The organism is Streptomyces sp. SAI-127, from assembly GCF_029894425.1.
In the GTDB taxonomy this organism is placed as follows: domain Bacteria; phylum Actinomycetota; class Actinomycetes; order Streptomycetales; family Streptomycetaceae; genus Streptomyces.
Window position 1 is genome coordinate 2,266,967 of sequence record NZ_JARXYJ010000001.1, and the last position, 22,601, is coordinate 2,289,567.

Below are 22,601 nucleotides of genomic sequence, written 5' to 3' on the forward strand. Positions count from 1 at the left end.
TCATGGTGTGACACGTGTCAGAGGAGGTCAATCGCCCGACCGGGTGGTTTCTGACGGAGTTTCAGTGAAGAGCGGGTTCCTCCAGCGTCAGCGTCCCCGCGTCGGCGTCGAGCTCGGCGGCCACTCCGAACGGGATCGTCAACGCCCCTTCGCAGTGCCCGAATCCGAACTCCTCGACGACGGGTACGCCGAGTCCCCCGAGCCGGTCGAGGAGCAGCGCGCGCACCCTCTCGTACGGTTCACACTTCTCCCACGACCCGAGGAGCACCCCGTGCACCCCGTCGAGCCAGTCGGCGCGCAGGAGCTGGGTCAGGTAGCGGTCGAGACGGTACGTCTCCTCACCGACGTCCTCCAGGCAGAGCAGGCCCCCGCGCGCGCCGGGCCGGGCGTACGCCGAGCCCAGTTCGGAGGCGAGCAGGCACAGACAGCCGCCCAGGGTGACACCGCGGGCCCGGCCGGGGACGAGGGACCTGCCGCCGGAGGCGATCGTGCGGACCGTCTCCGGCGCGAACAGCGTGGACCTCAGATGTTCCTGGGCCCGCGCGTTCTTGATGAAGTCGATGCCGGCGGCCATCGGACCGTACAGCGTGACCAGGCCGAGCCGGATGGCGAACGCCTCGTGCAGCGCGGTCACGTCACTGAACCCGACAAGCACCTTCGGACCGGCCGCGCGCATGGCGTTCCAGTCGAGCAGTTCGACCATGCGCATCGCGCCGTACCCGCCGCGGGCGCACAGTACGGCGTCCACGGACGGGTCGCACCAGGCGTTCTGGAGATCTGCCGCCCGGTCGGCGTCCGTGCCCGCCAGGTAGCCGAACTCGCCGTGCCGGTCGAGGACATGGGGACCCACGACGGGGTCCAGATCCCAGCCGCGCAGGACGTCCAGGCCCGCCTGGAGCCGTTCCTCCGGCACCGGTCCGCTGGTCGCGACCACGGCCACGCGCGCGCCCGGAGTGAGTCTGGACGGTCTGACGAGTTCCTTCACTTGACGAGCTCCAATGTCGGTACGCCGGGCGGGTTCAGCCCGAACACCTGGGCATACAGGGAGAGTTCGGCCTCCAGCGCCCGGATCATCGTCTCGGCCCGACGGAACCCGTGCCCCTCCCCCTCGAAGGCGATGTACGCGTGCGGCACCTGCCGGCCGGCGATCCGGGCCAGGAACCGCTCGCACTGCGCGGGCGGGCAGATCACGTCGTCCAGGCCCTGGAGCAGCAGGAAGGGCACGGTGACCCGGTCGGCGTGCTCGACGGGCGAGCGTTCCGCGTACCGTCCGGGGACCTCGGCGAGCGGTCCGACCAGGCTCTCCAGGTACTGGGACTCGAAGTCGTGGGTCTCCCCCGTGCCCCAGCCGGCCAGGTCGAGGATCGGGTAGACGATCGTGCCGCAGGCGTAGACGTCGGTCGCGGTGAGCGAGGCGGCCGCGGTCCAGCCTCCGGCGCTGCCGCCGCGGACGGCGAGCCGGTCGCGGTCGGCGGTGCCCTCGTCGGCGAGGGCGAGCGCGACGGCGGCGCAGTCCTCGACGTCGACCACGCCCCACTGCTCGCGCAGCCGGTTGCGGTACTCCCGCCCGTACCCGGTCGAGCCGCCGTAGTTGACCTCGGCGACGCCGATGCCGCGCGAGGTGAAGTAGGCGATCGAGAGGTCGAGCACGAGGGGCGCGTGTCCGGTGGGCCCGCCGTGCGCCCAGACGACGTACGGCGGCAGCTCGCCGCCGGGCGCCCGGTGTCCGGGGTGGTGGGGCGGGTAGACGTGGGCGTGGATGTCGCGGCCGTCCGGTCCGGTGAAGGTGCGGATCAGGGGCTCGGGGTAATACACGGGGTCGACGGGGTCGTCGTGCGGGGCGCCGATCACCCGGGCCCGGCCGGTGCGGGTGTCGAGCTCCACGACCTCGTGGGCGGTGCGGGGGCTGGCGCCGACGGCGACGACCCGCTCGCCGTGCACCGCGAGGGTGGGTGCGAACTCGGTCCAGGGTCCTGCCGCGTCGACGAGTTCACCGCTCTCGGGGTCCAGGATCCCGAGGGCGGTCGAGCCGCTGCCGTGCACGACGGCGATCAGTCCGCTGTCCAGGGGCGCGAACCAGCGGTGGCCGAGCTTCCAGAGGGCGCCGCCGAACTCCTCCTCGCGCGGGCAGAGTTGCTCGCCGTCGCGGTAGAGGTTCCACCAGCCGGTGCGGTCGCTCGCGTACAGCAGACGGCCGTCGGGCGACCAGTCGGCCTGGGCGATCGACTCCTCCGGACCGCCCGCCAGGGTGCGGGGCTCGACGAGCGTGCCGTGGGAGCCGATGTCCGCGACGACCAGTTCCGTGCCGTCCCAGGGCATGCGCGGGTGGTCCCAGGCGAGCCAGGCCGCGCGCGAGCCGTCGGGGGAGACGCGGGGGCCGGTGACGAACCGGTGGCGGTCGTCGGTGAGTTCGCGCACCGCGTCCCGGTCCCGCACCGCCGAGCCGTCCAGCGGTACGGCGGCCAGGACCCGGCGGACGTCGGTGGGCCCGTCGCCGGTGAACTCCTCCAGAACGCACCACACTTCACCGAGGTCGAGTCTCACCTGCGGTTCCGCCCAGCGCAGTCCGCCGCCCACCGGGGAGACGGGTGTCAGGGGGCGCGGCTCGCTCCCGGGCTCGTACCGGTACAGCCGCTGGTCGGCGAAGTGCACGAACACGACAAGCGGTTCGCCGGCCACCACCGCGCCGGCCCAGGGGTGGCCGCCGTACTCGATGACGCGGCTGCGCACGTTCCACGGCGCCGGCAGCACCGACTCCTCCTGGCCGTCGGCGCGTCTGCGCACGAGGGTGCGGCGGCCGCCCTCGGTGGGCCGTGGTTCGGTCCACCACACCTCGTCCCCGACGAAGCCCAGCCATTCGGGGTGCCCGTCGTGCGCGGCCGCGAGGGCCGCGTCGATGGGCGAGGGCCAGGAACCGTATGCCGACGTCTGCACGTTCTCCCCCACTTGCTCAGGCCGTTCGCAGGAAGCGGTCGAGTACCCGCACGCCGAAGTGCAGTGCCTCGACGGGGACGCGCTCGTCGACCCCGTGGAACAGGGCCTGGTAGTCGAAGCCCTCCGGGAGCTTCAGCGGCGCGAAACCGTACCCGGTGATACCCAGGCGGGAGAACTGCTTGGCGTCCGTGCCGCCGGACATGCAGTACGGCACCACGTGCCCCTCCGGCGCGAACTCCTCCACGGCGGCACGCATCCTGGCGTACGTCGGCGAGTCGACCGGTGCCTGGAGGGCGACCTCGCGATGACTGAACTCCCAGTCCACGTCGGGGCCGGTGAGCAGATCGAGGGTCGCCCGGAACTCGTCCTCGCCGCCGGGCAGATACCGGCCGTCGACGTAGGCCACGGCCTCCCCGGGGATCACGTTGAGCTTGTAACCGGCTTCCAGCATGGTCGGATTGGCGCTGTTGCGGACGGTCGCCTCGACCAGCTTGGCGGCGGGGCCCAGCTTCTCCAGCAGCCGGTCCACGTCGGTGAGGTCCGTCTCGATGCCGTAGAGCGCGGCGAGTTCGGCGAGGGCCGCGCGGACGGTCGGGGTGAGCCGCAGCGGCCACTCGTGCTCGCCGATGCGGGTGACGGCGGCGGCGAGCCGGGTGACCGCGTTCTCCTTGTTGACCTTGGAGCCGTGCCCGGCCCGGCCGCGCGCGGTGAGCTTCAGCCAGCCCGTGCCGCGCTCCCCCGCGGCGATGGGGTAGATCTGCCGCCCGGCGCCGTCGTGGAAGGTGAACGCCCCCGACTCGCTGACCCCCTCCGTGCACCCCTCGAAGAGCTCCGGGTGCTCGTCGGCGAGGAACCCTGAGCCGTCCACGGCACTGGCCTCCTCGTCGGCGGTGAACGCGATCACGAGGTCCCGCCGGGGCCGTACGCCCTGCCGGGCCCAGCCCCGCACCACGGCCAGGATCATCGCGTCCATGTTCTTCATGTCGACCGCGCCGCGCCCCCAGACGACCCCGTCGCGGATCTCCCCCGAGAAGGGGTGCACGCTCCAGTCGGCGGCCTCGGCGGGCACGACGTCCAGATGACCGTGGACGAGCAGCGCGTCCGCCGACGGGTCGCTGCCCTCGACGCGGGAGACGACGTTCGTACGGCCCTTGGTGCGCTCCAGCATCATGGGCTGAAGGCCCGCCCCGGCCAGCTGCTCGGCCGCGTACTCGGCGGCGGGTCGCTCCTGGCAGTCGCCGCCGCCCCGGTTGGTGGTGTCGATGCGGATGAGGTCGGAGGTGAACCGGACGACCTCGTCCAGTGCCTGCTGGTCAGCCATACTGCTCCTCCACGGCGGCCGAGACGATGGTGGTGACCGCCTTGAAGGTACGGATTCCCGCGTACATGGTCTCGCTGGTGTACGCCACCTTCCGCTCCCCGGTCCGCCGCACCCCCGGCACCACGGTGGCGGCCATCGCGAGATGCTCGGCGTCGAACTCGACCGCGATCGTGAACGGCCCTGCCTGCACCGGCTCCTGACGGACCGCCAGCTGTGCCGCCTCCTTGGCGGCGGCCCTGATGTCGGCGGCCGTGCGGGTCGGCGTACGGCACACGGCCGCGTAACGCGAGACGTGGTCCTTGACCGCGACCTTCAGCGCCTGAGGAGCGTAGCCGAGCGCGTCCTCGCAGGCCACGTCGTCGCCGGTGACGAGGACGACGGGGACGCCGTACTCGGCGACCACGTGCGCGTTGAGATGTCCCTCGCTCGCGGGCACGTCGTTCAGCCACACCCCGGTGATGGAGTTGGCGAGATAGGTGTGGGCGAGCACGCCCTCCTGGCCCGCGCCCGCGTGGTAGCCGAGGAACGCGATGCCGTCGACGTCGCCGTGCTGGACGCCCTCGACCATGGACAGCGACTTGTGCCGGCCGGTGAGCATCTGCGCGCGCTCGTCGAGCCGCTCCAGGAGCAGATTGCGCATGGTCCAGTGGGCCTCGTTGACGAGCACCTCGTCGGCACCCCCGTCGAAGAAGCCCAGCACGGCGGCGTTCACGTCCGAGGTGAACATCGACCGGCACCGCTCCCACTGCGGTGTGCCCGGCAGCACGTCGGCCGGCCAGGTCACTCCCGTCGCGCCCTCCATGTCGGCGCTGATGAGGATCTTCATGGTCCGTCACGTTACGCGTCGCGGAGGTTTGCGTCGCCCGCAGGTGGTGAGGCGAGCCCCATGCCGCTCCCCCCTGCCGCACAGGCCTCCCCCGGAAGACGCGTATCCTCCCTCGCGGGTTCCACAGGAGACGGACAGGGAGCAGCGTGAGCGACACCGCACAGCCCGTACAGTCGGTGCGACGGACGACGGCGGCCACCGCGCCGGGGAACCCGCCCGGACGCCCGGAGCAGCGGGACGCGTTCTTCGACAACGCCAAGTACCTCGCGATCGTGCTGGTGGCCATGGGGCACGCCTGGGAGCCGCTGCGCTCCGACAGCCGTGCCGTCACCGCGCTCTACACGATCGTCTACGCCTTCCACATGCCGGCGTTCATCATCATCTCGGGCTACTTCTCCCGCTCCTTCGACGCGAGCCCGGCGAAGATCAAGCGACTGGTCACCGGGGTCGTCGTCCCTTACGTCGTGTTCGAGACGGCGTACACCTATTTCACCCGGTGGTCCGACGGTGTTCCGGACCGTGAGATCAGCCTTCTGGACCCGCTGTATCTGACGTGGTTCCTGGCCGCCCTGTTCATCTGGCGGCTGACCACCCCGATCTGGCGGAGCGTGCGGTGGCCGCTGCCGATCGCCCTCACCGTCGCCGCGCTCGCCACCCTGAGCCCGTCCATCGGTAATGACCTCGACCTCCAGCGCACCCTGCAGTTCCTGCCGTACTTCGTGCTCGGCCTGTGTCTGCGCCCCGCGCACTTCTCGCTGGTCCGGCAGTGGCGGGTGCGCATCCTCGCGGTCCCGGTCTTCGCGGCCTCGCTGGTGTTCTCGTACTGGGCGGTCCCGCGCATGGACTACGCCTGGTTCTTCCACCGCGGCGCCGCCGAGGACCTCGGTGTGCCCGCCTGGTACGGGCCGCTGATGACGCTGGCCCTCTTCGGCTGCTCGCTCGTCCTGGTCGCCTGCTTCCTGTCCTGGGTGCCCGGGCGCCGGATGTGGTTCACGGCCCTGGGCGCGGGCACGCTCTACGGCTATCTGCTACACGGTTTCGTCGTCCAGGCCGGCAACCACTTCGACTGGGCCGGCCACCGCTGGCCGCACACGCCGCTCGGTGAGATCGCGGTCACCGTTGTCGCTGCCGTGGTGGTGACCGCGCTGTGCACCGCGCCCGTGCGGCGGGTCTTCCGGTGCGTGATGGAGCCGAGGATGGAGTGGGCGTTCCGGAAGACCTCACCTGGGAAGACCTCGCCCGGCACGGGCGCGGTACCCGCGCAGGTGCGCCGGTAAGGCCTGCCTCCGGGGAAGAGGTCAGCCCGGTCGTCAGGCGGTGCGTCCCACCACCCACCACTTCGACGGCAGTTCGATCCGGGTGCCGTCGGACCGGTACTCGGTGGTGACGAGCGGCAGGTCACCGCTCGCCACGATCGTCAGCCCGGCCGCCCCGAGGTACACGGGCACCGCCTCGTCGGCCACCTCACCAGGGGCGATGCCGTGCGCGAAGATGGGCGCCAGCTTGGCGGGCGGCCCGTCGGGGCTCTGCGCGAGACCCACGAGGACGGACTTGGCCGCCTCGGAGAGCTCGACGAGGAAGGCCCGGCCGCGTTCCCCGACGAGCGTGGCGATCCCGTCGACCATCTGCTGCCGGTCCTCGGGCGCGGCCTGGTGCAGCACGCCCCGCATGTAGATGTTGGCGTCCCCGAGTTCGGCGTGCAGGTTCTCCGGCTCGCCCTTGTCGGAGGCGTCCAGCAGCTGGTACGTCACCTGCTCGTCGGGGTCGGCGTCACGGGCGCGATCGAGGGCGGCGGCGGACAGGTCGACGCCGATCACCTGGGTGAAGTGGGCGGCGAGGAAACGGCTCTGGGTGCCGTTCCCGCAGCCCAGGTCCACGAGTGGCAGCCCGGGATCGACCAGGAGCGGCTCGAAGTGGGCAAGGTGGACCCCGGCGGTCAACACCGGCTCCGCATCCCAGAACACGGCCCCCTGCCGTCCCGGGGCCTCCCGCCAGAACCCCTCCCAGGACTCCCGGTACCGACCGCTCACGCTCATGCCCAACTCCCCAGGATGCGAACACAACCCGCCACATCTGACAGGCCAGTACGGTGTATCGCGCCATGGTCACGCGGACAAGCGCGTGGCGCATTCCTTCACTGCCAGTTCGAGAAGCCGCGCCCGTAGGGAGCCACTCAGCGACGCGGCAGGGTCAGTTCGAACCAGACGGTCTTCCCGGCCTTCGTACGACTCGCCCCCCACTCCCGGGCCAGCGTGCTGACCACCCTGAGCCCCCGCCCTTGTTCATCGGTGGGCCCGGCACTCGACAGGTTCGGCAGATCATGGTCGTCGTCGTCCACCTCGCACAGCAAGGAGTCCCCCCGCACGAGCCGCAGTTCGACGGGACGGCCGTGGGAGTGCCGCACCGCATTGGTCACCAGCTCGCTCACCATGAGCTCGGCGCCGTCGGCCAGCCTGCCCAGCCCCCATTCGTGAAGCTGCTCCCGCACCACCGCCCGGGCCCGCCCCACCTCGGCCGGGTCCAGGGAGATCCGCCACTCGGCCACGTCGTCGGGCTCGATGCCGTTGAGCCGGGCCATGAGCAGCGCCACGTCGTCCTTGCGCCCGCCGCGTGTGTTGAGCGCGCGGATGATGGCGTCGCAGGCGTCGTCCATGGACGCGGCCGGATGCGCGGCGGACTCGGTGAGCGTCGCGAGACCCACTCCGATGTCCTCGCCCCGCACCTCCACCAGCCCGTCGGTGCACATCAGCAGCCGGTCACCGGGTGCCACGCGCACGCGTACGGCCTCGAACGGCACCCCGCCGACACCGATGGGCGCACCGGTGGGCAGGTCGAGCAGTTCACTGCGCCCGTCCCCGGCCCGCACGATCACCGGCGGGATATGGCCCGCGTTGGCGATGTGGAGTTCGCTCGCGATCGGGTCGTAGACGGCGTAGAGGCAGGTCGCGAGGTAGCTGTCCCCGAGTCGCTGGGCGAGGTCGTCGAGGTTGCGCAGCAGCTGGGCCGGCGGCAGGTCGAGCGCTGCCATGGTCTGTACGGCCGTACGCAACTGGCCCATCATGGCGGCCGAGTTGAGCCCGTGCCCCATCACGTCGCCGACCACCAGAGCGGTACGCGCCCCGGGCAGTTTGACGGAGTCGAACCAGTCGCCGCCGACGCGTCCCAGGAGCGTGCCCGGCAGATAGCGGGTGGCGATGTCGCAGCCCGCCATGCGTGGCGGGATGTGCGGCAGCATGCTGTCCTGGAGGGTCTCGGCGACCGACTCCTGGAAGGTGTACATGCGCGCGTTGTCGAGCACGAGGCCAGCGCGGGCGGCGAGTTCGGCGCCGGTGACCCGGTCCATGTCGTTGAACTCGACGCGCTCGGGGTGGCGCAGCAGGATCATGAAGCCGAGGACCACATTGCGGGCCTTCAGCGGTACGACCAGCATGGAGCGGCCGGTGATCAGCGGCCTGATGTCCCGCTTCTCGAACTGCGAGGCGATCGCGTGCCCCATCTGCTCGCTGATCCGCGGCACGAGGACGGGCTCACCGGTGGTCATGCACTGGAAGAACGGGGTGTGCGCGGGAAACGGCATGGCCTCGCCGACCGGCACCACATCGTCCCAGCGGCCGGGTTCGTCGGTGTGCTCCAGGGCCACCCGGTGCCACATGGTGGTGGTGTCGGGAACACCGTCGGGGAACCCCTCACCGGCGACGACCTGTTCGCGCAGATAGGTGCCGGCGACATCGGTGAAGCGGGGCACGACGGCCCTGCTGACCTCGACGATGGTGCGGGACAGGTCGAGGGAGGTGCCGATCTTCCCGCTGACCTCGTTGAGGAACTCCAGACGCTCGCGTACGGCGACGTACTCGAGGTCCTCGCCCTCCTCCACGTCGTCCTGCGGCAACGGCAGTCCCTCCGCGGCCGCCCGGGCCGCCCGCTCACGGCGGGCCTTGCGCTCGGCACGCCGGGGCACGCCCCAGTCGGGGGTGACGGGCACCCGGTCGTTCTGGCTGAACTCCAGTACGGGATAGCCCAGTTCGAGAACCTGCGCGACGATGCGGGCGCTCTCGCCGACGCTCATGCTGGGCAGGATCTCGGGAAGCCGGCGGGCGAGTTCGTCGGCGCCCGGGAAGTCGGTGTGCAGGGCGAAGGCGGGCGCGATCCGCTCGACGGCCACGGTGCCCTCGTCCAGGTCCAGGTCCTGGTGGAGTGCGCCCGCGTCGGCGGCCAGCACCAGCAGACGCTCCCGGCCGGGGCCCACCAGCGGGTAGGCCCACCACAGGACGTCCACGCGGTCCGCGCCGGGCACGGTGAGACGGGCGCGGCCGGCGGCCGGGTAGGAAAGGCCGCCGTCGAGGGAGGACTCGAGATCGGGGCCGAGTCCGTCGTAGGCCGCGTACACGCCGTAGGGCGGGGTGTCCTCCGCGTCGGTGAGTGCTCCGGAGACGGGCAACAGGTCGGCCGCCGAGCGGCCGATGGCCTCCTCCTTGCTGGCGCCGAACAGACGGCTCGCGCCGCGGCTCCAGTGGGAGACCATGCCGTCGCGGTCCACCACGACCACGGCCAGCGGGACACGTCCGGCCGCGGCGGGTCCGTCCGCCGCGCCGTTCCCAGCTCCGCGGCTGGGAGGTGCGCCCCTCTCGGTGCCACGGTCCATGGCCCAGGCCCTCTCTCCGCAAGATCTGTGCCGCCTACTCCACCGTACGGCGCCCCGCCGTCACGGTGTGCGGCAATGCGGGAATTGGCCCGGACCGGATCGCACCGGCGCGCCCCCCGCTCTGACGCCCTGTCAGTCACCGTGTCCGAGCTGGAGATCCCGCTCCGTCCGGCCGCCTCCGGCCACCTGGAGGACGGTGGCGACCGGCGGGTAGCCGGCGGCGATGACGGTGTACTCGCCGCTGGACAGGTCGACGAAGCGGAAGGTGCCGTCGGGGCCGGTCGTGAGGGTGTCCACGACGTTGCCGGCCATGTCCAGGAGCGTCACGCGCGCGTCCTCGACGGACCGTCCGCCACCGGCCCGCACGGTGCCCCGCAGCACCGCGCCGCCCGCGAGTTCGACGTCCTGGCGGGTGTCCCGGGAGGCCTGGACGGTGACGGGGAGCGCCGCGGGGCGGAACGCGGGCGCACTGGCGGCGAGGGTGTACTCCCCGGCGACCAGTTCGGTGACGGCGTAGCCGCCCTCGTCTCCGCTGCGCGTGGTGGCCACGACCTCGCCGTGCACATCGGTGAGGGTGACGGCGGCGTCCCGCACGGGCGTGCCGTCGGCGGTCCGCACCCGGCCCGCGAGCCGTCCGGCGCCGCCGAGGACGATGTCCAGTTCGACGGCACGCTCGCCGACGGTCACGGAGACGGCCTGCGGCTGGTGGCCGCCCGCGGCGGCGATGAGGACGTACGCCCCCGGTCCGGGCGTCGACAGTGCGTACCGCCCGTCCTCGCCGCTGGCACCGCGCCCGATCTGTGCTCCGGCCACGTCGATGAGGGTGAGCGCGGCCCGGGGCAGGACGGTGCCGTCGCAGTGCTGCACCGTGCCGTGGACGGGGGCCGCCCCGGCGGTGCCGGTGCAGGACGGACGGGCCTGCGGGATCGTGGTGTTGACCGGCGCGGCCGTCGTCTCGGTGGCGTCGTGGGTCACCAGCGGTTTCTCCTTGAGGAAGAAGGCGATGAGCAGGCCGAGGACGAGCACCGGCACGAGGTAGAGGAAGATCCTCGGCATGGCGTCGGCGTAGGCCCGGATGTAGTTGTCGCGGAGCTCCGGGGGCAGGGCGTGGACGAGCTGCGGGGTGATGGACTTTGGGTCGGGCAGCCCGGCACCGGTCGGCAGTCGCTCGGCGAGGGCGTCGGCGAGCCGGTCGGCGAAGAGCGTGCCGAAGATCGCCGCTCCGACGCTTCCGCCGATCTGCCGGAAGTAGTTGTTGGCGCTGGTGGCGGTGCCGAGGTCGGCGGGGCGGACGGAGTTCTGCACGGCGAGGATCAGCACCGGCATCACCATGCCGATCCCGGCGCCGAGGACGGCCATCCAGACGCTGTAGTGCAGCCGGGGTGTGTCGGCTTCCAGGCGGGACAGCAGCCACATGCCCACGACGGAGAGGGCGCTGCCGAGGATCGGCCAGATCCGGTAGCGGCCGGTGCGGCTGATGAGCTGCCCGGAGACGATGGAGGCGCCGACGATCCCGGCCATCATGGGCAGCATCAGCAGTCCGGACTCGGTGGCGCTCGCCCCGTCGACCATCTGGAGGAAGGTCGGCAGATAGCTCGCCGCCCCGAAGAGCGCGACACCGATCACCAGGCCCACCAGGCCGGTGACGTTGAAGACGGAGTCCCTGAACAGCCGGAGCGGCATGAGGGGTTCGGCGGCGAAGTGCTCGGCGACGAGGAAGAGCACCGCGGAGGCGGCGGCCCCGGCGCCGAGTCCGAGGACGACCCGCGAGTCCCAGGCGTACTCGGTCCCGCCCCAACTGGTCAGCAGTACCAGGCAGGTGGAGGCGGCGGCGAGCAGGAGGGTGCCGAGGATGTCGAGCCGGGGTTTGACCCGGGGCCTGGGAAGCTTCAGTACGGCGGTGACGACGGCCAGGGTCAGCAGACCGAAGGGCACGTTGATGTAGAAGCACCAGCGCCAGGAGAGGTGGTCCGTGAAGTAGCCGCCGAGCAGCGGGCCCGCGACGGAGGCCAGTCCGAAGGCGGCGCCGATCAGGCCCATGAAGCGGCCGCGCCGCCGGGGCGGCACGATGTCGGCGATGATCGCCTGCACCCCGATCATGAGCCCGCCCGCGCCGACACCCTGCACCGCGCGGAAGGCGATCAACTGGTCCATGGTCCCGGCCCGTCCGGCGAGCGCGGAGCCGGCGACGAACACGACGATCGCGAACTGGAAGACGCCCTTGCGGCCGAGCAGGTCGCCGAGCTTGCCGTAGACCGGCAGCCCGATCGTGGCGGTGAGCAGGTAGGCGGTGATCGCCCAGGACATCCGGTCCAGGCCGTGCAGCTCACCGACGATCTTCGGGAGCGCGGTGGCGACGATCATCTGCTCCAGCGCCGCGAGGAGCAGCGCGAGCATCAGCCCGAAGAAGACCAACCGCACCCGGCGCGGGCCGAGTTCGACGGGCGGTGCGGGGACCTCGGGGGGCGCTTCGACCCATTCCTCGTGTACCGGAGTCGTCACGCCCACGTCCCGCTCCCCTCGTCGCGCCTGCCACGCAATTCCCGCTTTGGGCGACAACTACGAACAAGCGCGACGAGTTACGGCATACCGGGAGGCCCCGTGGAGATCCACTCGATCCGGTGACCGAGATCAACATCCGCCGAGCGCCGGGGACTTACTTCTCGACCTCGGTGGCGAGCCGGCCGAGAAGGGCGTCGTAGATCCGGCCGAGGCCCTTGGGCGCGAAGGTCTTCTCGAAGAAGCCGCCGATGCCGCCGGCACCGTCCCAGGTGGTGGTCACGACGACCCGGGACTTGCCCTCGCCGGCCGGGGTGACCCGCCAGGTGGTGACCATGGAGGAGTTGCGGTCCTTCTCGACGAGCTCCCCGTCGGTGGGCTCGGTGACCTCCAGGAGGCAGTCGCGCACGCGCTTGCTGGTGGCCTGGAGCTTCCAGTGGACGAGGGTGCCCTCGCCGTCACCGCCCTCGCGCACCTCGTACTCGCTGAACTGCTCGGGCAGCACCTTGCCGCGCGTGCCGCTGTAGTCGGCGACGGCGTCGAACACCTTCTCCGCGTCCGCCGCGACGATCCGCTCCGTAGTGGCTTCGACCTGCGCCATCGACTTCCTCCAGGACTTCAAGTTCTCGGGGTCGGGGCAAGCCAACCACCCCCGCCCACGGGCACCCAAATCGGGGGTTGCACAGGAATTCGAACAAGTGTTTCACTCGAGGGACAGTGCTACCGAGGAGGCCTCATGCGCTGGGAGAACCTCACCGAGTCCGCCGAACACGGGCGGGCCGACGCCGCCCTGTTCGGCGCCGACGCGGTGGTCAGCCGTACCTTCGACACGCCCGAGTTCGCCGGGATCACGTTCCACGAGATCCGGGCCCGCTCGATCATCAACCGGGTGCCGGGCGCCTCCCGCATGCCCTTCGAGTGGACGGTCAACCCCTACCGGGGCTGCACGCACGCGTGTGTGTACTGCTTCGCCCGCAAGACCCACAGCTATCTGGACCTGGACACCGGTCTCGGCTTCGACTCGCAGATCGTGGTCAAGGTGAACGCCCCCGAGCTGCTGCGCCGCCAGCTGGGCTCGCGCCGCTGGGCGGGCGACCACATAGCGATGGGCACCAACGTCGACTGCTACCAGCGCGCGGAGGGCCGCTACCGCCTGATGCCGGGCATCCTCGCCGCCCTGCGCGACCACGCGAACCCCTTCTCGATCCTGACGAAGGGCACGCTGATCCTGCGGGACCTCGACCTCCTCACACAGGCCGCCGAGGTGACGGACGTCGGGATCTCCGTGTCGGTCGGCTTCACCGACCCCGAGCTGTGGCGCACCGTCGAGCCGGGCACACCGGCTCCGGAGCGGCGCCTGGACGTCGTACGGACACTGGGCGAGCACGGGATCGGGTGCGGGGTGCTGATGGCGCCGGTCATCCCGTTCCTGAGCGACCGGCCGGCACAGCTGAGGGCCACCGTGCGCGCGATCGCCGCCGCGGGGGCCACCTCGGTCACCCCGCTGGTGCTGCATCTGCGGCCGGGGGCCAGGGAGTGGTTCATGGCCTGGCTGAACCGGGAGCACCCGTATCTGGTACGCCGTTACGAGCGGCTCTACGCGGACGGCGCCTACGCCCCGAAGTGGTACCAGCGCCGGATCACCCGTCAGGTCCATGAGCTGGCCCAGGAGTACGGCATCGGTCCCGCGGGCGGGGGGATGCCGCGACGGATCCGGGAGCCGGAGCCCGAGGTCGAGCCGATGTCCGAACCGACCCAACTCACGTTGATCTGAGAGCGTTCGAGCGCATCGGGCGGCCCAATCGGGTCAAGTATTGTCAGAACACGTTCTTCCGGGCGTACTTTCCGGGACGATGCCGCGTGGACCGTGACCCTCGCGGCCGAAACCCTCCGTCCTGGGAGGACTTCATGAGAAAACGCGCAGCCGTGCTGTGCGGTGCCGCGGTCGTCGTGGCCGGGACCCTCACCGCCGTCCCCGCCGACGCCAGCGCCCCGCAGTCCGCACCCACCGCGTCCGCCGCCGGACTCACCTGGAAGAAGTGCGGCACCGCCGACTACCCGACCCTTCAGTGCGCGTCCCTCAAGGTGCCGCTCGACCACGCGAACCCGCGCGGGCGGCAGATCACCCTCGCGCTGTCCCGGGTCCCGCACACCGCGAAGAAGTACCAGGGCCCGCTGCTGGTCAACCCCGGCGGCCCCGGCGGCAGCGGTCTGACCTTCGCCGGGTTCATCGCCTCCGGCCTGCCCAAGGCCGTCGCGGCCCGGTACGACGTCATCGGCTTCGACCCGCGCGGGGTGGGCGCGAGCAAGCCCGCCCTGAACTGCAGGCCGGGCTACTTCAACCCGGTGCGCCCGGACTCCGTGCCGAGCACGCCCGCGATCGAGAAGGCCAACCTCGAGCGGGTGAAGTCCTTCGCCGCGGCCTGCGGCCGGAAGTACGCGAGCGTGCTGCCGTACATCGACACCGTCAGCGCCGTGCAGGACATGGACTCCATCCGCCGGGCCCTCGGCGCCAAGAGGATCAACTACTTCGGTTACTCGTACGGCACCTACCTGGGCGCGGTCTACGCCAAGCTCTTCCCGCACCAGGTGCGCCGCCTGGTCCTGGACTCGATCGTGGACCCGACCGGCGTCTGGTACGACGACAACCTCGGCCAGGACTACGCGTTCAACGACCGGCACCGCGCGCTGATGGCCTGGATCGCCAAGTACGACGCGACATACAAGCTCGGCACCGACCCCGAGAAGATCGAGGCCAAGTGGTACGCGATGCGGGCGGCCCTGGCCAAGAAGCCCGCGGGCGGCAAGGTCGGCGCCTCGGAGCTGGAGGACACCTTCGTCCCGGGCGGTTACTACAACGGCTACTGGCCCTATCTGGCCGAGGCGTTCGCGGCGTACGTGAACAGCAAGAACGCCGACCCGCTGGTCGACGCGTACGAGAACTTCGGCGCCGTGGACGCGTCCGGGGACAACGGCTACAGCATCTACACGTCCGTGCAGTGCCGTGACGCCTCCTGGCCGCGTGACTGGCGGCAGTGGCAGAAGGACAACTGGGCCGTGTACGAGAAGGCCCCGTTCATGGCCTGGAGCAATGCCTGGTACAACGCGCCGTGCGCCTTCTGGCCGACCGACTCGCTGACGCCGGTGAACATCGCCAACGGCCAGCTTCCGCCGGCACTGCTCTTCCAGGCGACGAACGACGCGGCCACCCCGTACGAGGGTGGTGCGACGGTCCACCGTCTGCTGGCCGGCTCCAGCCTCGTCGTCGAGGAGGGCGGCGGCAACCACGGCATCACGCTGAGCGGGAACACCTGCCTGGACAAGTATCTCGCCGCGTATCTGACCGACGGCAAGGTGCCGCGTGGCGGCGGCGAGGCCGACGCGGTCTGCCAGGCGCTGCCCGATCCGAAGCCGCTGACCGCCAAGGCGGCGTCGACGTCCTCGCGCGGCGCGGCGCTGCACCGGCTGCTCGGCGCCCGCGGCTGAGCGCCTGACGCTCCGTCGGGGGCGGGCGTTGTCAGTGCCGTGGTCCACCATGGACGCATGAGTGAGCTGACCAGGATTCCCGCCCCCGCCGGGGTCGCCCCCGCGGCCCAGTACTCCCACGTGGTGCTGGGCCGTGGCCGTTTCGTCGCGATCTCGGGCCAGGTGGCCCTCGACGAGGACGGCGAACTCGTCGGCGAGGGCGACGCCGTGGCCCAGGCCCGCCAGGTCTTCGAGAACCTCCGCCGCTGCCTGACCGCCGCCGGCGCGGACTTCGACGACGTCGTCAAGCTCACCTACTTCGTCACGGACATGGCCCACATGCCGGCGCTCCGCGCGGCCCGCGCCGAGCACATACCCGACGACCGGCTGCCGGCGGCCTCGGCCGTGCAGGTGGCGGCGCTGGTGCGGCCGGAGTTCCTGATGGAGGTGGAGGCGTTCGCGGTGGTGGGCGAATAAATCCGAGGCCGGGGCGGGCGGGTGGTGCCTAGAGTGCCGCCATGGACGACGACCGACTCCTCATCCGCCCGATGGTCCTCGCCGACTGCGACCGCGTGGCCGAGATCCGCGTCCGCGGCTGGCAGAGCGCGTACCGGGGCCTGATCCCGCAGTCGTACCTCGACGCCATGAGCATGGCGCGGGACGCCGAGCGGCACCGCACCCGCTTCGCGCAGGGGGACGGCAGCGTCGTGAACCTCGTGGCCGAGCGGGACGGCGAGGTCATGGGCTGGGCCTGTCACGGCCCGTACCGGGACGGCGAAGTCCGCACCGCCGACGCCGAGTTGTACGCCGTCTACGTGGACCCGCGGAGATACGGCACCGGCATCGGACACGCCCTGCTGCTGGAGGCCCTGTGGAACCGCACGGCCCTGGGCCACGACCGCATGTACCTGTGGGTCCTCAAGGACAACACCCGCGCGCGCCGCTTCTACGAACGGGCGGGCTTCGAGGCCGACGGCACCGAGGAGCCCTTCGAGGCGGACGGCGTGCCGGTGCCGGAGGTGCGGTACGCCCGGCCGCTCAACGCCTGACCGCCCTCCGCCTGTGCAGTGGAGCGCGGCCGGCCGACCGAGCGGGAGACGCGGACGCCGTCGCCCCGCGTCCACACCTTCGCCGTACAGCAAGGTCGACGGCACCCACACGCTGCCGGGCACGGAGTCACCGACGCCGACCCGGCGACCTCACCCGCGTCCACACCTCACCGCCCTGCGGGCCGCGGCCAACGCCAACGCCCGCCGCAACCTCCGTCGAACAGCAGGGTCCACGGCACCCACGCGCTGCTGGGCACGGCGCTCACCGGCGCCGATCCGGCGTCCTCGCCCGCGTCCTTACGTCCCCGACCTCCGGCCCACAGCCGACGCTTGAGGCCGACGCCCGCGAACTCACCCTCCACCACCCCGCACCTCCACCCGCCGCGCCCGACAGCTCCCCGCAAGCCGCCGGCCGGCTCACCGCTGCTTCGGGATCCGTGCCAGCGCCCGCACCGCCGCCTCCGCGAGCGCGGGATGCGCGAGCGCCTCGTTCAGTACGGATCTGGCGCGGGTGTCCGCCAGGGTGCCCAGGCCCTCCACGCAGGCGAGCGCCACGCGGCGGTAGGGGTCGTGCGGACGCAGCCGGCGTTCCAGTGTGGTGATCAGCGCGGGCACGGACTCGGGGGCACGCAGTTCGGCCAGGAGCCGGACCGGATGCAGCGCGTAGGCGACCCGCAGTTCGTTCGTGGCGAGGGCGGCGGCCGCGCGGGCCGTGCGCGGGTCGTCGAGACGGGCGAGGGCGTACGCGGCGGCGGCGCAGCGCGGCGGATCCCGGTGGTTGAGCAGCAGGACGAGGGACTCGAAGGCCCGGCGGTCCCCGGCCAGGCCGAGCCGGAACGCGGCGAGTTCCCGGGCCCACAGCGGCTGTCCCGGCTCGGTGAGCACCCCGGCCAGCTCGTCGAGGTCCTCGGTCGCCATCAGACGGTCGTAGGCGGCCGATGCTCCCGACTCCTGCCGTAAACGCTCCGTGAGTGATCGCAACTCTTCGTCCATGAACCCGAGGTTAGGCGGCCCGCCCGGAGCTCGGGACGTACATCACAAATCCGGGGGCTGGCGCGCTCGTTACCCACCGGTTAAGCTCAGACGAGCGAGTTACCCACTCGTGGAACTCCTTGCGGTGGCCTGGTGACGCAGCCGCCGCGAGAGCAGTCGGTTCGGTACCTCGGGTACCACCAGTACGACCCGGCCTGGGACAGGGCCGGTCGGTTCCACCGTTCACCGGGCATGTGCAATGCCCGCGACGACGGCCCGGGCGTGTGCGCTCGCAGCCCGGCAACACCCGCATTCAGCAGTTCCCCACGCACCCGGTGCGCCCCTCGGCGTACCGGGTCGCGCTCCCAGTCGTCACCCTCATTCCTGGAGTTCCGCCATGGCCACTCCCCTGTCCGACCCCTCCCTGTCCCCGCTCCAGACGATCGCCGTCGTCGGCCTCGGCACCATGGGCACCGGCATCGCCGAGGTCCTCGCCAGGGCCGGCCGCGAGGTCGTCGGCATCGACATCAGCGAGGCCGCGGCCGCCAAGGCCACCGCCACCCTGGAGACCGCGACCGCCCGTGCCGTGCAGCGCGGCCGGCTGACCGAGCAGGAGCGCGCGGACGTCCTCGCCCGTGTCCGCACCACCACCGACCTCACCGCCGCGGCCGACGCCGACCTCGTCATCGAGGTGGCTCCGGAGTCGTACGAGATCAAGCACCAGATCTTCCGCGAGCTCGACGGGATCGTGCGCCCCGAGACGATCCTCGCGACCGGCACCAACGCCCTGTCCGTGACCCGTCTGGCCGCCGACTCGGCCCGCCCGGAGCGTGTGCTGGGCCTGCACTTCTTCAACCCGGCGCCCGCGATGAAGCTGGTCGAGGTCGTCTCCTCGGTGCTCACCGCGCCGACCGCGGTCACCGCGGTCACCAACCTCGCCCTGGACCTCGGCAAGGAGCCCGTCGCGGTCGGCGACCGGCCAGGCTTCGTCGCGGACGGGCTGCTGTTCGGCTATCTCAACCAGGCGGCTGCGATGTACGAGGCGAAGTACGCCTCCCGCGAGGACATCGACGCGGCGATGCGGCTCGGCTGCGGTCTGCCGATGGGCCCCCTGGCGCTGCTGGACCTGATCGGCGTCGACACCGCGCGGACGGTCCTGGAGGCCATGTACGCCGAGTCCCACGACCGGCTGCACGCCCCCGCCCCGGTTCTCAAGCAGCTCAGCGAGGCGGGCCTGACCGGACGCAAGTCGGGACGCGGTTTCTACACCTACGAGGCTCCGGGCAGCGCGACGGTCGTGCGGGACGCGCTGACGCCCTTGGAGAGCTCCGCGCGGAACCAGGGCCGCGAGGTCCGCTCCGTCGGTGTCGCGGGCTCCGGCACCATGGCGTCCGGTATCGCGGAGGTCTTCGCCAAGGCCGGTTACGAGGTCGTGCTCGCCGCCCGCAGCGAGGAGAAGGCGCAGACGGCGAAGGCCCGTATCGGCAAGTCCCTCTCCCGTTCCGTCGACAAGGGCCGGATGACCGCCGAGGCGGCCGCGCGGACCCTGGACCTGATCACCCCGGCGGGCTCGTACGAGTCCTTCGCGGACGTCGACCTCGCCGTCGAGGCCGTCGCCGAGGACCTGGAGATCAAGCAGCAGCTCTTCCAGACGCTGGACAAGGTCTGCAAGCCGGGCGCGGTCCTGGCCACCACGACCTCCTCGCTGCCCGTCGTCGCCTGCGCCCGCGCCACCTCGCGGCCGCAGGACGTGATCGGCATGCACTTCTTCAACCCGGCGCCCGCGATGAAGCTGGTCGAGGTCGTCCGTACGGTCCTGACGGCCGAGGACGTGCACGCGACGGTCCGCGAGGTCTGCGGCAGGATCAAGAAGCATGCGGTCGACTGCGGTGACCGGGCGGGCTTCATCGTGAACGCCCTGCTCTTCCCGTACCTCAACAACGCGATCAAGATGGTGCAGGAGCACTACGCGTCCCTCGACGACATCGACGCGGCGATGAAGCTGGGCGGCGGCTACCCGATGGGCCCCTTCGAGCTGCTGGACGTCGTCGGTCTGGACGTCTCGCTCGCGATCGAGAAGGTCCTGCACCGCGAGTTCCGTGACCCGGGCCTGGCTCCGGCCCCGCTCCTGGAGCACCTCGTGGCAGCGGGCTGCCTCGGCCGCAAGACCGGCCGTGGCTTCCGCGAATATGCCCGGCGCTGAGCGTCCCGGCGACTGGTTCACAGACGGTGAGGACTGGGGTGGACTGCTCGACCCGGGCAGCCACCCCCCGCTGACGGGGTCCGGCACCTGCCCGCCGGCCCCGCGCGGGACAACCCAGGGACACGCGCACCAGCCTGCGCACATGCAGTACGTTCGGGTCATGTCCCAGCCCGCCAAGTCCTCCCGTACACCAGCCACGTCCGACGCGCCGGAAAGTGCCGCAGGCAGTCGCGCGGCCGCCCAGCGGCTCAAGATGCGCCGAGAGCTGGCGGCCGCCGCGATGGAGCTGTTCTCCACCAAGGGGTACGAGGCAACCACTGTCGACGAGATCGCGGCCGCGGCCGGGGTCGCCCGTCGCACCTTCTTCCGCCACTTCCGTTCCAAGGAAGAGGCGATCTTCCCCGACCACGACGACACGCTGATCCGGGCGGAAGCCGTGCTGAACGCGGCCCCCGCGCACGAGCACCCTCTCGACACGGTGTGCCGCGGCATCAAGGAAGTCATGAAGATGTACGCGGCCCGGCCGGAGATCTCGGTCGCCCGCTACAAGCTGACGCGCGAGGTGCCGACGCTGCGCGAGGCGGAGATCGCGTCGGTGGCCCGCTATGAGCGGCTGTTCACGCGGTATCTGCTCGGGCACTTCGACGAGCACGCGCACGACGACGACGCGAACGACGATCCGCTGCTGGCGGAGGTGGCCGCGTCCGCCGTGGTCACCGCGCACAACCATGTGCTGCGGCGATGGCTCCGGGCCGGCGGGCAGGGGGACGTGGAGGCACAGCTGGACCACGCCTTCGCGATCGTGCGGAAGACCTTCGGGACGGGCATCGGGGCCGGGCGGGACACCGCCGCGCCGCGGCCGGCTCCGGCGTCCGTGGCCTCTCAGGGGGAGGTCCTGGTAACCGTCGCTCGCACGGACGCGCCGCTCGACGAAGTGATGCGGGCCATCGAGCAGGCTCTCAAGGAGCGTTGACGGGCGCGGGTGCGTCGAGTCCGGCGACCGGTAGCACCCGATTGATACCTACTCACGAGTAGCTTTGATCGATCATCGCTCATTTGTTACGTAAAGATTTCATCTGAGGGGAATCTCTGGCACTCAGTGCCTTGCACGGTGGCACGCGGTGTCTTACGTTGAAGGTGTCCGGGCGGCCGGCGTGCAGAGACCATTCGTACGTCGGCTGTCCCAACAAGTCATCGGCTTGCCCGCCCGGACGCCTGCGTCACAGGCAACCTCCTGCGCCACAAAGCGCTGCCGAACAGCATGACCGCCGAACCGACGGCACCGACGTAACCCTCAGCGTCTCCCCTCAAGACGCCATTCGCCGGAGGCAACACCGTGACCGTGAAGGACATCCTGGACGCGATCCAGTCGCCGGACTCGACTCCGGCCGACTTCGCCGCTCTGCCGCTCCCCGAGTCGTACCGCGCCATCACCGTCCACAAGGACGAGACGGAGATGTTCGCGGGCCTGCAGACCCGCGACAAGGACCCGCGCAAGTCGATCCACCTCGACGACGTGCCGGTGCCCGAGCTCGGCCCGGGCGAGGCCCTGGTCGCCGTCATGGCATCGAGTGTCAACTACAACTCGGTGTGGACCTCGATCTTCGAGCCGCTGTCGACCTTCGGGTTCCTGGAGCGCTACGGCCGTACCAACGACCTGGCCAAGCGCCACGACCTGCCGTACCACATCATCGGCTCCGACCTCGCGGGCGTCGTCCTGCGCACCGGCCCGGGCGTCAACGCCTGGAAGCCCGGCGACGAGGTCGTCGCCCACTGTCTCTCGGTCGAGATGGAGTCCTCGGACGGCCACAACGACACGATGCTCGACCCCGAGCAGCGCATCTGGGGCTTCGAGACCAACTTCGGCGGACTGGCGGAGATCGCGCTGGTCAAGTCCAACCAGTTGATGCCGAAGCCGGGCCACCTCAGCTGGGAGGAGGCCGCCGCCCCGGGGCTGGTGAACTCCACCGCCTACCGGCAGCTCGTCTCCCGCAACGGCGCCGCCATGAAGCAGGGCGACAACGTCCTGATCTGGGGTGCGAGCGGCGGACTCGGCTCGTACGCCACGCAGTTCGCGCTGGCCGGAGGCGCCAACCCGATCTGTGTCGTCTCCAGCGACCAGAAGGCGGACATCTGCCGCTCGATGGGCGCCGAGGCGATCATCGACCGCAACGCCGAGGACTACAAGTTCTGGAAGGACGAGACCACCCAGGACCCGAAGGAGTGGAAGCGCTTCGGCAAGCGCATCCGCGAACTCACCGGCGGCGAGGACATCGACATCGTCTTCGAGCACCCCGGCCGCGAGACCTTCGGCGCGAGCGTCTTCGTCACCCGCAAGGGCGGCACCATCACCACCTGCGCCTCGACCTCGGGCTACATGCACGAGTACGACAACCGCTACCTGTGGATGTCCCTGAAGCGGATCATCGGCTCGCACTTCGCCAACTACCGCGAGGCCTGGGAGGCCAACCGGCTCATCGCGAAGGGCAAGATCCACCCGACGCTGTCGAAGGTCTACTCCCTGGAGGAGACCGGCCAGGCGGCCTACGACGTGCACCGCAACCTCCACCAGGGCAAGGTCGGCGTGCTGTGCCTGGCCCCCGAGGCGGGTCTCGGTGTGCGCGACGAGGAGATGCGCGCCAAGCACATCGACGCCATCAACCGCTTCCGCAACATCTGAGACACCCGGG

The 22,601-nt window shown here is 71.1% G+C and carries 17 protein-coding genes; 8 read left to right on the plus strand and 9 right to left on the minus strand.

The window, feature by feature from the left end; translation table 11 throughout:
- Nucleotides 1-61: 61 nt before the first annotated feature.
- The 4 genes from M2157_RS10680 to M2157_RS10695 are packed head-to-tail and all read right to left on the minus strand — an operon-like array spanning nt 62 to nt 5,081.
- Nucleotides 62-985 (minus strand): LD-carboxypeptidase, encoded by a 924-nt coding sequence (locus M2157_RS10680; protein WP_280861577.1) that lies wholly within the window; start codon nt 983-985, stop codon nt 62-64.
- On the minus strand, nt 982-2,934 hold the full coding sequence (locus M2157_RS10685) for a prolyl oligopeptidase family serine peptidase (protein WP_280865109.1): 1,953 nt from the start codon (nt 2,932-2,934) through the stop codon (nt 982-984). The genes M2157_RS10680 and M2157_RS10685 overlap by 4 nt, the downstream gene beginning before the upstream one ends.
- Before the next feature lie 16 nt (nt 2,935-2,950).
- Nucleotides 2,951-4,255: a M20/M25/M40 family metallo-hydrolase gene (locus M2157_RS10690; protein ID WP_280865110.1), complete on the minus strand. Its 1,305-nt coding sequence runs from the start codon at nt 4,253-4,255 to the stop codon at nt 2,951-2,953.
- Entirely contained in the window at nt 4,248-5,081 is an 834-nt protein-coding gene (locus tag M2157_RS10695; protein ID WP_280861580.1) for a M55 family metallopeptidase, read from the minus strand. Before M2157_RS10695 ends, M2157_RS10690 begins: the two co-directional genes overlap by 8 nt.
- Before the next feature lie 176 nt (nt 5,082-5,257).
- On the opposite strand from M2157_RS10695, the gene M2157_RS10700 reads away from it, so the two are divergent.
- Nucleotides 5,258-6,358 carry an acyltransferase family protein gene (locus M2157_RS10700; RefSeq protein WP_280868186.1) on the plus strand — a complete coding sequence of 367 codons (1,101 nt, stop codon included), beginning with the start codon at nt 5,258-5,260 and terminating at the stop codon, nt 6,356-6,358.
- A 33-nt stretch (nt 6,359-6,391) separates the two neighbouring features.
- Here M2157_RS10700 and M2157_RS10705 read toward each other — a convergent pair whose 3' ends face one another.
- The 4 genes from M2157_RS10705 to M2157_RS10720 form a co-directional block, all read right to left on the minus strand.
- Complete coding sequence (locus M2157_RS10705; protein ID WP_280865111.1) at nt 6,392-7,117, minus strand: class I SAM-dependent methyltransferase; 726 nt, start codon at nt 7,115-7,117, stop codon at nt 6,392-6,394.
- Between the two features lie 137 nt (nt 7,118-7,254).
- Nucleotides 7,255-9,723 (minus strand): SpoIIE family protein phosphatase, encoded by a 2,469-nt coding sequence (locus tag M2157_RS10710; protein ID WP_280861581.1) that lies wholly within the window; start codon nt 9,721-9,723, stop codon nt 7,255-7,257.
- 132 nt (nt 9,724-9,855) lie between these two features.
- Nucleotides 9,856-12,231 (minus strand): MFS transporter, encoded by a 2,376-nt coding sequence (locus M2157_RS10715; protein WP_280861582.1) that lies wholly within the window; start codon nt 12,229-12,231, stop codon nt 9,856-9,858.
- 148 nt (nt 12,232-12,379) lie between these two features.
- On the minus strand, nt 12,380-12,823 hold the full coding sequence (locus M2157_RS10720; RefSeq protein ID WP_266509966.1) for an SRPBCC family protein: 444 nt from the start codon (nt 12,821-12,823) through the stop codon (nt 12,380-12,382).
- Nucleotides 12,824-12,958: 135 nt separating this feature from the next.
- Between M2157_RS10720 and M2157_RS10725 the strand changes: the two genes are divergently transcribed.
- The 4 genes from M2157_RS10725 (at nt 12,959) to M2157_RS10740 (ending at nt 16,736) form a co-directional block, all read left to right on the plus strand.
- Complete coding sequence (locus M2157_RS10725; RefSeq protein ID WP_280861584.1) at nt 12,959-13,996, plus strand: Rv2578c family radical SAM protein; 1,038 nt, start codon at nt 12,959-12,961, stop codon at nt 13,994-13,996.
- Nucleotides 13,997-14,130: 134 nt separating this feature from the next.
- Nucleotides 14,131-15,708, plus strand: coding sequence for an alpha/beta hydrolase (locus M2157_RS10730; protein ID WP_280861585.1), 1,578 nt, complete (start codon nt 14,131-14,133; stop codon nt 15,706-15,708).
- Nucleotides 15,709-15,765: 57 nt separating this feature from the next.
- Nucleotides 15,766-16,164, plus strand: coding sequence for a RidA family protein (locus M2157_RS10735; RefSeq protein WP_280861586.1), 399 nt, complete (start codon nt 15,766-15,768; stop codon nt 16,162-16,164).
- 41 nt (nt 16,165-16,205) lie between these two features.
- On the plus strand, nt 16,206-16,736 hold the full coding sequence (locus M2157_RS10740; protein ID WP_280865112.1) for a GNAT family N-acetyltransferase: 531 nt from the start codon (nt 16,206-16,208) through the stop codon (nt 16,734-16,736).
- 417 nt (nt 16,737-17,153) lie between these two features.
- Here the strand turns inward: M2157_RS10740 and M2157_RS10745 are convergent, their stop codons facing one another.
- The gene (locus M2157_RS10745; protein WP_280861588.1) at nt 17,154-17,729 is read right to left on the minus strand and encodes an adenylosuccinate lyase; all 576 of its coding nucleotides are present in this window, start codon (nt 17,727-17,729) and stop codon (nt 17,154-17,156) included.
- A 376-nt stretch (nt 17,730-18,105) separates the two neighbouring features.
- On the opposite strand from M2157_RS10745, the gene M2157_RS10750 reads away from it, so the two are divergent.
- The 3 genes from M2157_RS10750 (at nt 18,106) to ccrA (ending at nt 22,591) form a co-directional block, all read left to right on the plus strand.
- Nucleotides 18,106-19,911 carry a 3-hydroxyacyl-CoA dehydrogenase family protein gene (locus tag M2157_RS10750; RefSeq protein WP_280861589.1) on the plus strand — a complete coding sequence of 602 codons (1,806 nt, stop codon included), beginning with the start codon at nt 18,106-18,108 and terminating at the stop codon, nt 19,909-19,911.
- A gap of 142 nt (nt 19,912-20,053) precedes the next feature.
- Nucleotides 20,054-20,884, plus strand: a complete 831-nt coding sequence (locus M2157_RS10755; protein WP_280861590.1) for a TetR family transcriptional regulator — start codon at nt 20,054-20,056, stop codon at nt 20,882-20,884.
- Between the two features lie 369 nt (nt 20,885-21,253).
- The gene (gene ccrA / locus M2157_RS10760) at nt 21,254-22,591 is read left to right on the plus strand and encodes a crotonyl-CoA carboxylase/reductase (RefSeq protein ID WP_280863740.1); all 1,338 of its coding nucleotides are present in this window, start codon (nt 21,254-21,256) and stop codon (nt 22,589-22,591) included.
- The last annotated feature ends 10 nt before the right edge of the window (nt 22,592-22,601 follow it).

Bases quoted from the DNA above. Each gene is read 5' to 3' on its own strand.
- M2157_RS10690 (WP_280865110.1), bottom strand. From the start codon at position 4,255: ATGGCTGACCAGCAGGCACTGGACGAGGTCGTCCGGTTCACCTCCGAC.
- M2157_RS10695 (WP_280861580.1), bottom strand. From the start codon at position 5,081: ATGAAGATCCTCATCAGCGCCGACATGGAGGGCGCGACGGGAGTGACC.
- M2157_RS10705 (WP_280865111.1), bottom strand. From the start codon at position 7,117: ATGAGCGTGAGCGGTCGGTACCGGGAGTCCTGGGAGGGGTTCTGGCGG.
- M2157_RS10710 (WP_280861581.1), bottom strand. From the start codon at position 9,723: ATGGACCGTGGCACCGAGAGGGGCGCACCTCCCAGCCGCGGAGCTGGG.
- M2157_RS10720 (WP_266509966.1), bottom strand. From the start codon at position 12,823: ATGGCGCAGGTCGAAGCCACTACGGAGCGGATCGTCGCGGCGGACGCG.
- M2157_RS10725 (WP_280861584.1), top strand. From the start codon at position 12,959: ATGCGCTGGGAGAACCTCACCGAGTCCGCCGAACACGGGCGGGCCGAC.
- M2157_RS10730 (WP_280861585.1), top strand. From the start codon at position 14,131: ATGAGAAAACGCGCAGCCGTGCTGTGCGGTGCCGCGGTCGTCGTGGCC.
- M2157_RS10735 (WP_280861586.1), top strand. From the start codon at position 15,766: ATGAGTGAGCTGACCAGGATTCCCGCCCCCGCCGGGGTCGCCCCCGCG.
- M2157_RS10740 (WP_280865112.1), top strand. From the start codon at position 16,206: ATGGACGACGACCGACTCCTCATCCGCCCGATGGTCCTCGCCGACTGC.
- M2157_RS10745 (WP_280861588.1), bottom strand. From the start codon at position 17,729: ATGGACGAAGAGTTGCGATCACTCACGGAGCGTTTACGGCAGGAGTCG.
- M2157_RS10750 (WP_280861589.1), top strand. From the start codon at position 18,106: ATGGCCACTCCCCTGTCCGACCCCTCCCTGTCCCCGCTCCAGACGATC.
- M2157_RS10755 (WP_280861590.1), top strand. From the start codon at position 20,054: ATGCAGTACGTTCGGGTCATGTCCCAGCCCGCCAAGTCCTCCCGTACA.